Here is a 9,402-nt window from a genome sequence, read left to right on the forward strand (position 1 = left end):
GGGCGCTGCTCCTCGGCTTGGCCTGCCAGGCTATCACAAAAATCTGAGAAAGTAAAGAAAAAATAGGATCCTATTCTTATCTATCCAGCTAGGCAATAAGCTCGTTACCGGTGTCGCCTCCGCTTGGCATTAGCGAGTGTTTCCGTAAGGGGCGGTCAAGTCTGGCATATGAGGGATGACAGGGAGCGGCAGAAAAAGCGGAAAATCTATCTTGGGAAATTTGTCGATTTTGAGAAAAAATAGTTAAACTTCAACGTGTTAAGGAAAAAACTACCGGCAAAAAAAGCGGCAAATTTTCATGTACGATTCCCCTCACCAATTTCTGCCCTTGCTACCTGGCTCCCATCTGATGCCGCCACTTGTCGAACGGGCGGCAGACATAGTCAATCGCTCTGCTCGCCTGGGCGGATGCGCGCACTCTGTGACACGAGGGACGTTGCGTGAATTGCTGCGGCAGATGAATTCCTACTACAGCAACAAAATCGAGGGGCAAAGTACGTCGCCTAAGCATATCGACGATGCCCTGAGACAAGAGTTTTCGTCCACACCGGAAGTCGCTCAACTGCAGCGCATCGCGCTGGCGCACATTGAGGCTGAAAAGGAGCTGGAGGAGAGCACGGAACTAATCAGTCCGCTCAATGCAAGCTTTGTTCAGAGGGCACATAAGGCGCTGTATGGCCGCCTCGGGCCCGACGATCGAATGTCCAAGGACAAGCAGGTCCTTGTGCCCGGCGCCTTGCGGACTATCGATGTCAAGGTTGGGCATCATGTCCCGCCGACATGGCAGTCATTGCCCAAGTTCATGGAGGCATTCACCGCGCAATACGCGGGAGCGCGGTCCCGCGACGTCGAGCTGATCAACATTGCCTGCGCGCATCAGCGCATGGCGTGGATGCATCCATTCATTGACGGGAATGGCCGTGCCACGCGTTTGCAGACGCACGTTGCCATGCTGCCGATCACCGATGGTCTCTGGTCGGTGAACCGAGGTCTGGCGCGTGATGCACAGAGCTACTACAGCAGCCTTGCGTCTGCCGATGCGCGGCGCCAAGGGCCGTTGGATGGCCGAGGCAATCTCACCGAGCGGGGCTTGGTGGCCTGGATCAATTACTTTCTGGATATCTGTGAAGATCAGGTGCAGTACATGGCCGACACGCTGAATCTGGACGAGATGAAGAGCAGGATCACGGCCTTGGTTCACGCGGAAGCGCATGGCAGCAAGAAGCGATTTCGAGCGGAAGCGATTCTGCCGCTGTATCACCTGTTCGCGGCAGGTCCAGCGACGCGCGGCGAGTTCATCCAGATGACAGGCCTGGGGGAACGCACGGGCCGGCAGCTGCTGTCGGATCTTGTGAAGTCCGGCCTGGTAGAGTCGAGCTCATCCCACGCGCCGGTACGCTTTGCCTTCCCGATCTTTGCGCAGCCCATTCTCTTTCCGGCGCTTTATGGGCAAGCCCTGTGACGCGTAGGACAGTGATAAACACCACGGCAGGCCGTTGTTGATCGTGCTGCGTGATGCAAATTTCCCTACTGTGGTCGCCCCGCCTCGATCCATTCCTGCACCTGCTCCATCGCCAATCGATACCGCGCGCAGTTGTACAGATCCAGCACCCGCAACTCTTCCGCCAACATCGGACGAAACACGCGTGCATCGTCTTCAGACAAGGCCAGCGCCGCCAACGCCGCATCGGCGGTCTGCCGTGCACGCACTACCCGGCTGATCGCTTCATTCAGTTTCACTCGAAACCGCAGCCGCACGGGATCCGGCACACCCGCCGCATCGAGCTGAACGGTGTATTTACGAATTGAGCGCCGGTAAGACCAGGTAAACAGATCCACCGCGAGCGCGACATCGCCGCGCTCGTAGACGCCCATCATGGCGTAGGCATAGTCCTGCGCCTCCACATCCAGGAAGGACAGCGGCGCGCAGTTGTAGAGCATCAGCGGAATGTTGGCCGACAAGCGGCTGGTGCGCATGTTGCCGTCCTCGAAGGGCTGCAGGTAGGCCAGATTCACCCAGAGAAAGAACGCCGCTTCCACGGGATTCTTGATCAGCCGCGCCTTTTCTACGATGCGATCGAGCATTTCCTGCAGCAGCGCGGGCGCCTGGATAGGGATGTAGGTCGTGTCGCGGATGTTGACCACGGTGCGACGGACATGACCCAGACCGTCGGTGTGGGCCAACAGGTGCTGCATCAGGAGCGTGTGCAGATTGCCAATGACAGCAGAGGTCAGGCCGTGCAGGGGCACGGCATCGACCATGAACTCGATGGCGGCCTTGTGATTGAGCAGCATGATCGCGTCCAGGTCATTGTCTGCCGTGCCGCGCTTGAAGAGCTCTTGCGTGGCCAACAGCGAATACCGGTTACCTTCCAACCGTGAGGATGACCAGGATAGGTCCAGCAATAACGGCTTCAGGACACGGCGCGCGTAAGTGCCGGCAGGATGCTGGCCCGGCATGCCGCCTTCGTCGGCCAAGGCCTGAGCCAGAGCGGGTGGCAACAGGGAACTCTGGTGCGGAACGTAATCATCCACGAAGCGGCGCTGATAGCCCACCGGCGTGCGCGAGAGCAGCGGTTGCCGCAGTATCTGGAGTCTGTCTTCGCGGATGGTCATGGCGTACTCAGGGCAGGTCGAACTTGCGCAATCTAGCAGCAATCAGCTCATCAACTAGACCAGTCTTGATCTTGCATGAATCGAAACGGTCTGATTTTGAGCTGATTGGAGGTCCAACCTTCCGGAGACGTGCGCGGTATCAATGTCCCCCGGCCGTGCGCGATCGCACAACCCAGGCCCGTTGTGATGCACTTTTGACTGTCGCGACAGCGCCACGCGATTCAGCCATGGCGGTTGACCGGGAGCGTGGTGGCAGCGTTAAATGCGACCACAATGATAAGAAAAAATAAATCGAGTTTGACTGCGGTCAGGACCGCTACCCCTGCCACCCAGCCGCCAGACCTATCCACAATGGAACAGTTCGGCGTCCGCTTCGAATACGGCAATGCCGCGCATCTGGAAGCCTTGCGTCTCCTGTACAAAACGCTGAAGCACGACAAGGAAGCGCAGATTCACCGCGACCTGTCCGACTGGTTTTCCGCCATTCCCATTGAGCTTGGAAACAACTTCGACTGGCCGGACGAACTGACCCTGGCCGACCTGAAGCATCAGCGCGAGTCCTGCCCCAAATGGATTCCAGAACCCGCAGAACAGCTCTCCGCGAAATGGGATTTCTACAGCCTGGTGGACAGCATCCATTCGGGTGACTACACCGTGCTGGGCCTGGAACGCCTAGACGATTCCATCGCCGAATTGCAGATCGATCCGCACGGCTACCCCTACGGCGGCGTGGGTCCTTTGATGGCCCTGGTCGAGGGCTTCGGCTTCACGCTACTTGGGGTCAACGAATACGGCAAATACCTGACTCGCGAGGAACTGCTGCCGCGCTAGCCTCCAAGGGCCGGGATCGGTCCTTTATCCACCTTGCTCACTAATTAAAAAAATGAAAACAAAACCGTATCTAGAGCAAATCCATCAATGGCTCGCATCGGGCCAGCACATCATGGCGCAGTACGACGCCACCTCCATCTATGTGTACCAGGCCTATCGTCCCGCGATCGCTGCGCATGCCGTGAAGCATCAGCAGCTCGGCGGTGAATTCAGCTTCTCGCGCATGAGCTGGATCAAGCCCAATTTCCTGTGGATGATGTTCCGCTCGGGATGGGCGACGAAAGAAGGACAGGAGCGCATCCTTGCTGTCCGATTGCCCAGAACCTTCTTCGATGAACTGCTGCGCGCCGCCGTCGCCTCCAGCTTTGCCGCCTCGGGTTGCGCGACCCAGCAGGAATGGCGCGATCGCGTGGAGCAGTCCGAAGTCCGGCTCCAGTGGGACCCCGACCATGATCCGACCGGCGCCGTCATCGAGCGTCGCGCCATCCAGTTGGGATTGCGCGGCGAGATGCTGAAACGCTATGCGCGGGACGAGGTGCTGTCGATCGAGGACATCACCGACTTCGTGGCACAACAGCGAGAATATGCCGCGCGGGATTTCAGCGGATTGCTGGTTCCTGAAGAGCAGCCCTATGTCCTTCCGTCCGTTGGTCGCGGATAGCGAAGGCGCCGGGCCGGCTCGGGCCTGAATCACACGGCGTCAGGCGGTTGTCCCCACGCCGGGGAAACTGGCCGCTACGCGCGTTCCTGCGTACACTTTCCGCCATGCTACGAATCGAAAACCTCAGCAAACGCTACGGCGACTACCTCGTCTTCCAGGGCCTGACCCATACCTTCACCCCCGGCTGCGTGGCGCTATGCGAAGAAGACAGTACCGGCAAATCCAGCCTGCTGAACATCATCGCGGGCGTGATCGCGCCGGATAGCGGGGATGTGTGGATCGACGGCCACTCGATGCTCCACGCGCCGGCGCAGGCCAAGGCGCGTCTGGCCTATGTGCCGGACAACTGCTTGCTGTTTCCCGAGATGACGGGGCGCGGCTTGCTGGAGAAGGTGGCGGCGGAGAAGAACGTGGCGCTGGATGAAGCCACGTTGGAGCTGGCCTATGACCTGGGGCTGGAGCCGCATCTGGACAAGCGCTTTGAGCAGATGTCGACGGGGACTCGGCGGAAGGTGTTTGTGACGGCGGCGGCGTTGGGGGATCCGGCGGTGGTCATTGCGGATGGGCCCAGCAATGGTTTCGATGCTCGGGGTCGCGCAGTGCTGGCCGAGCTATTCATGGCGTGGGGCAAGGATCGCGTTGTGCTGTTTGCCAGTCATGATCCCGAACTGGTGCAGGCTTGCGAGGCAAGAACCGTCGATGTGGCGGCGCTGCGTTAGCCGCAATGATCTGTTTTCCGGCCATGCAATTGCCTTAGCCGCCACAACGCGACCAGATTCCGCATGTCAGCCTTTGCGTGGGAACCCCTCGATTTTCTCGATGTACTTGGCGTAGTCCCTGTCGAAGAGGACCACGCCATTTCGTATCGCTACACGTTGGATCAAGGTCCATTGCATCTGACCCTGACCATCTGGCCGATGCAGGGTGACGTTGAACTGGCGCTGCGATGCCAGGGTTTCAACGAGCCAGTCATACATCTGAATCTTATGAATTGTCCGGGCGCGGATTGTGGACGACAAGCGCGGGAAATATATCGAGTTCGCGGCAGCGAACTTGTTTGCTGGTCGGTACGACAATAGTCACCCCGCGCCATACGGATTTCGGCTTCGTGTTGAGCCCAGTTTTCAGGTCACGACCTATAGCTACGATTGTTAGCGGGCAACCGGGACATTGTTGATGGATTACGAGACATTATCTGTAAACGAGCTAGTTGATCGCATTTCAGAGTTTCACACCAAGCCAGTCGCTGTCGTGGGGCTGCTGACATTCGATTTCGAAGACCAGTCGATCTCTCATTTCCCTAAAGCGGAGCAACGTGAGCCGGGCCACGGGTCTGGGCTGGCTCTCTATCCTTCCAGCGTCTGGCTCGCGTTCGGCGGGACGGGCAGTCTCCGACCGAATGAACGTGTGCTTTCGCGATGGAACAGGAAACGAGTAAGAGTCCTTGGAATTGCCCATGGCAGCCTGCACGCAGAGTCCGGCTACATGGGATGCGGACATATGGGAGGATGGCCTTGCGAGATCGACGTCTATTCGATAGAGCGCATGTAGTGCGGCTTGGATAGTTCGCAATCGATTCGCCCACGCGGATGTGCTATGGAAAAACTGCGCGGCATTAGGTGAAAACTCGGAGTCGAAGACTGGGGCTAGACCTGCTGGCGCGGGTCGGCCTCCATAAGGAAATACGGGCCTTCCGGTCCGTCGGCTTCACTACGTACTCGCCACCCCTGAGACTGATAGAACCGCTTGGCGCGCTCATTGGCCTTGAGGCATTTCAGTGTCGGTGTGCCGGAAAAGTACTTGTCGCAGCCCGCCAACAGCATCGTTCCTACACCGAGTCCCTGATACCGAGGATGAACAAATAGGTTGTGCAGGAAGCTGTCATCCTGCCATACAGACGCAAAGCCGATGGGATGGTACGAATGCTCTGCCACCAGAATCCTCTCACCTGCGGTGCTCACATCAAAGTCTTCAAGCTTATGGATGCCAATGGCAGCCCACGAGAAAGCGGCGTCGCGGGACACAACAAATAGCCGGCGCAGAGCTTCCCGGTCGGCTTCTACAAAATCTCGCACGATGACCTGCATGTTGTTGCCTTATTGCTAATCACAAAGACGGAAGAAGCTGGCTCGCGCAGGTCCGCAGCACGGACAGCCGTCGTTGACGCAGGCCAAAAAGACGGCACAACGCGCAGCGCGCCGATATCGATTCAATAGCCGAGTGGCAGGAGCCGGCCTGTCTCTGGGGTTCCCGTGAACACTAAGCCCACACTCAACGCGGCTTCCAATTCACCCCATCCCTGGACCGATACTCCGGTATCCCCGTGCAACACCCTCCCGCTCCAAACGCCTGCCTTCCAATAAACGCGGTCACCACGCCCTTGCTTTCGGTCAGCGATTGCTGAACGCAGATGGTCGGCAGCAGAGACGTGTCGCCCTCCAGCACCAGCGTCCACTTCACGTTCTCACCCGCGCCCGGTTCGACCTTGTACACCTTGCACTTGTGCATCAGCAGATGCACGGGCTGCCCCGCCAGCGGGCCCTTGAACTGCAGCTCAGGCGGCGTGTCGCGCGTGGCGAGGGTCTCGGCGTTGAGTTTCGAGCCCGGCGGCGCAGGGTCCAGCGACGAGTCGTCGCAGCCGGCCAGCGTGATCGCGGCGCCCAGGGTGATGAGGAACAGGCGAGCGCGGCGCATCATGCCCGTGAACTCCCGTCAGGCCACGCCGGCGAAGCGTTGTTCGAGGTAGGCGATGATGTCATTGGATTCGTACATCCAGCGCGTGCCTTGCGCGTCGTCGATGCGCAGGCACGGCACCTTCACCTTGCCGCCGCCCGCCAGCAGCCGTGCGCGCGCTTCGGGATCGCGCTTGGCGTCGTGCAGCGTGATGGGCACGTTCAGCCTGCGCATGGCGCGCCGCGTCTTGACGCAGAAGGGGCAGGCGTGGAATTGATACAGCGATAGCTGGGCGGCTTCGGCGTTGACCGTGGCCTGGCCTTGCGCCGAGCGCTGTTGCGGGCGCGGCCGCGTGAGGGCGTCGCCCAGCAGGATGATTTGAGCCAGGCCGGCATGTATGGCTTTGACTAGCATGGAGGTGGACTCGGAACGGGTGGACAGGCAGCCAGTCTACCCCGCGCGGGGTATTCCAATATCGCGGAGGCCATCAGGCAAGCCGGTCGTCACGCCGTGTCGCGTCATGTTCAAGATTCAAAGCCGGTGCGTCATTGAAACCGCACCGGGTAGCTGCAGCCGGTATGGAAGGTCTTGCAGCTCGTGCCCGTGCCTTTCTCGCACGTCTCGATGGCCAGTGATTGGGCCAGTTCCTTGGTCTCGGCGCTGGCGGAGTTCATCAGCACGCCGGCGCCCGTGGGCGAAGGGCCGTACACCACCGCCACGCATTGGTTGTAGTAGGTGATGTTGGTCTCGCAGCTTTTGCCGCCCTTGGACGCGCAATGTTCCAGCGCGGCCTGTTCGGCCTTGGCTTTGCTGGTCTTGTCGGCGGCGATGCCGACGGAGCCCGAGGGCGGGTCGTAGGCGATCGCGCCCCAGCGCGTGGTCCAGCGTGGTTGGTCGGGCGCGCTTTGCGCGCCGGTGCCGCCCTGGGGACGCGTTTGGCCAGGGATGGGCACGCACTGCTGGCCTGGCGTGCCGGCGGCGTTGGGCATGAAGCCGTCGGGGCAGCCTTGTTCGGCTTGAGCCAGGCCGGGGACGCCGAGGTGCAGCATCGCCAGCAGGAAAGGCAGTTTCAACGCACGCATGTGTCGCCTCGCAGGTGTCGCGTACTTCAATCGGAATGCTGCGCGCCCGGCTGGCCAGATGCTGGCAGGCCGGGCCACGCAGGACGTTCATTCTTCCACGAAACCCAGCCGTCTCAGCTCGGCAATCGCGCCCTTCTCTTGCTCGCGCCGCGCTTTCGGCGCGCCCAGCGAGGCGGTCAGCAGCATGGACTGCGTGTCCGATTCATCGAAACCGCGCAGCACGCTGTCCGTCACGGGAAACGCCTGCGCGAAGCTCTGGTCCAGCACCTGTTGCCCGCGATACCGGCCCTGCTTGTCCAGGATGACCTGCGTCTGCGGATCGCGCCGGATCAGATGCAGCGGCACGCCCTCGCAGCGCAGCCCCAGCAGCTTGGCCTCGCTGATGTCCAGCGCCCAGTCGGTCTCGGCATAGAACGCGGCGCGCGCCTGCGCGAACTGGTCGAGGATGGCGGCGTCCATGCAGAAGGCTTCGGGCACGAGGTTGAGATTGATCTTGCCGATCTTGCCGCGCAGCGTGACGCGGCGAAAGAACGAGGCCCACACCAGCAGGATCGGATTGGTGGACAGGTCTTCGACCAGCACGTCCTCGAAGATGCAGGGCTTGATCATCGAGTTGATGGCGCTGCACTGGCTCAGGCGCAGGTTGCGCACGCGCGACATGCGCTTGGGATGCTTCACCATCGACAGCGCGCCGTTGTCGAAGGTGCAGTCGCGCAGGTGCAGGTCGTGGAAGTGCGAGCCGCCCTTGTCGTAGCTCATCAGGAAGGTCTGGCCTTCGAGGGTCTCCATGCGTGTCTCCGGCGGGCTTGCGGTGCGCGCGGGCCGGGCGCCGTCAGCGCAGCAGCGCCAGGGCGTCCGCCAGCGACAGCACCGTGGTGCGCGATTCGAAGGCGGTGGTGAACAGGTGTTCATGCACCACCGCGTCCGGGTCGTAGCAGCAGTCCTTGACGCTATACAGCCGGTAGTCCGCGTCGCTGGCGTGCGCGATGGTGGACAGCATGACGCCAGTGGATGCGACGCCGACCAGGATCAGCGTGTCGATGCCTTGTGCCGACAGCCGCACTTGCAGGTCGGTGCCGTAGAACACGCTGGCGCGGTGGGCGATGATCAGCGGTTCGTCGTCGCGCTGGCCCAGCTCGGGCGAGATGCGGTCGTGCACGAACCGGCCCAGCTGCTTGATGCCCTGCCCGTTCTTGTTCAGGGGGCTGACTTCCGGATAGCCGGGGCTGAAGTGGATCTTGGCGAAATAGACGGCCACGCCCGCGTGCCGCGCGGCGTCGCACAGCTGCCGGGTATTGGCGAGCAAGGCGGGGGCGACCGACGGGAACAATTCCATGATGTCGGTCTGGTAATGCATGACCAGCAAGGCAGTACGCGACGGATCGAAAACCGGGGTCTGGGGGCTCATGCTCCGCTCCGCAACAGGAAGGACGGCCGACTGTAGCACGGCGTTTTGACGGGGTGGATGCAACAACGGGATGGGCATCGCGGGTGATGCCCATCCCGTCTTGCGTGTCGGCCGGCGCGGCCTTGAGCCTG

12 protein-coding genes are annotated in these 9,402 nt (G+C 60.9%); 4 read left to right on the top strand and 8 right to left on the bottom strand.

Translation table 11 applies throughout. The features are described from left to right. Positions 1 to 436: 436 nt before the first annotated feature. The gene (locus tag AC6LJ9_RS29510) at positions 437 to 1,462 is read left to right on the top strand and encodes a Fic family protein (protein WP_498150310.1); all 1,026 of its coding nucleotides are present in this window, start codon (positions 437 to 439) and stop codon (positions 1,460 to 1,462) included. A 65-nt stretch (positions 1,463 to 1,527) separates the two neighbouring features. On the opposite strand, the gene AC6LJ9_RS29515 is transcribed toward AC6LJ9_RS29510, so the two are convergent. Continuing rightward, positions 1,528 to 2,616, bottom strand: coding sequence for a Fic family protein (locus AC6LJ9_RS29515; RefSeq protein ID WP_498150311.1), 1,089 nt, complete (start codon positions 2,614 to 2,616; stop codon positions 1,528 to 1,530). Between the two features lie 351 nt (positions 2,617 to 2,967). Between AC6LJ9_RS29515 and AC6LJ9_RS29520 the strand changes: the two genes are divergently transcribed. From AC6LJ9_RS29520 to AC6LJ9_RS29530, 3 genes are all read left to right on the top strand, one after another. Then, the gene (locus AC6LJ9_RS29520; protein WP_212317897.1) at positions 2,968 to 3,447 is read left to right on the top strand and encodes a hypothetical protein; all 480 of its coding nucleotides are present in this window, start codon (positions 2,968 to 2,970) and stop codon (positions 3,445 to 3,447) included. A 52-nt stretch (positions 3,448 to 3,499) separates the two neighbouring features. After that, positions 3,500 to 4,108: a DUF4291 domain-containing protein gene (locus tag AC6LJ9_RS29525; protein ID WP_498150312.1), complete on the top strand. Its 609-nt coding sequence runs from the start codon at positions 3,500 to 3,502 to the stop codon at positions 4,106 to 4,108. A gap of 104 nt (positions 4,109 to 4,212) precedes the next feature. Further along, a complete protein-coding gene (locus AC6LJ9_RS29530) occupies positions 4,213 to 4,827 on the top strand; it encodes an ABC transporter ATP-binding protein (protein WP_498150313.1) in 615 nt (204 codons plus the stop codon). 66 nt (positions 4,828 to 4,893) lie between these two features. On the opposite strand, the gene AC6LJ9_RS29535 is transcribed toward AC6LJ9_RS29530, so the two are convergent. From AC6LJ9_RS29535 to AC6LJ9_RS29565, 7 genes are all read right to left on the bottom strand, one after another. Then, positions 4,894 to 5,085, bottom strand: a complete 192-nt coding sequence (locus tag AC6LJ9_RS29535) for a hypothetical protein (protein ID WP_498150314.1) — start codon at positions 5,083 to 5,085, stop codon at positions 4,894 to 4,896. A 669-nt stretch (positions 5,086 to 5,754) separates the two neighbouring features. Beyond that, positions 5,755 to 6,195 (bottom strand): GNAT family N-acetyltransferase, encoded by a 441-nt coding sequence (locus AC6LJ9_RS29540; protein ID WP_498150315.1) that lies wholly within the window; start codon positions 6,193 to 6,195, stop codon positions 5,755 to 5,757. Between the two features lie 184 nt (positions 6,196 to 6,379). Then, a complete protein-coding gene (locus tag AC6LJ9_RS29545; protein WP_498150316.1) occupies positions 6,380 to 6,805 on the bottom strand; it encodes a hypothetical protein in 426 nt (141 codons plus the stop codon). A 15-nt stretch (positions 6,806 to 6,820) separates the two neighbouring features. Then, positions 6,821 to 7,195, bottom strand: a complete 375-nt coding sequence (locus AC6LJ9_RS29550; protein ID WP_212317887.1) for a glutaredoxin family protein — start codon at positions 7,193 to 7,195, stop codon at positions 6,821 to 6,823. 131 nt (positions 7,196 to 7,326) lie between these two features. Next, positions 7,327 to 7,863 carry a DUF4189 domain-containing protein gene (locus AC6LJ9_RS29555; protein ID WP_498150317.1) on the bottom strand — a complete coding sequence of 179 codons (537 nt, stop codon included), beginning with the start codon at positions 7,861 to 7,863 and terminating at the stop codon, positions 7,327 to 7,329. Positions 7,864 to 7,950: 87 nt separating this feature from the next. Next, on the bottom strand, positions 7,951 to 8,652 hold the full coding sequence (locus AC6LJ9_RS29560) for a hypothetical protein (RefSeq protein ID WP_498150318.1): 702 nt from the start codon (positions 8,650 to 8,652) through the stop codon (positions 7,951 to 7,953). Between the two features lie 43 nt (positions 8,653 to 8,695). Next, entirely contained in the window at positions 8,696 to 9,271 is a 576-nt protein-coding gene (locus AC6LJ9_RS29565) for a cysteine hydrolase family protein (protein ID WP_498150319.1), read from the bottom strand. Between the last annotated feature and the right edge of the window lie 131 nt (positions 9,272 to 9,402).

The sequence above is a fragment of the Achromobacter sp. 1011811831 genome, assembly GCF_059760905.1.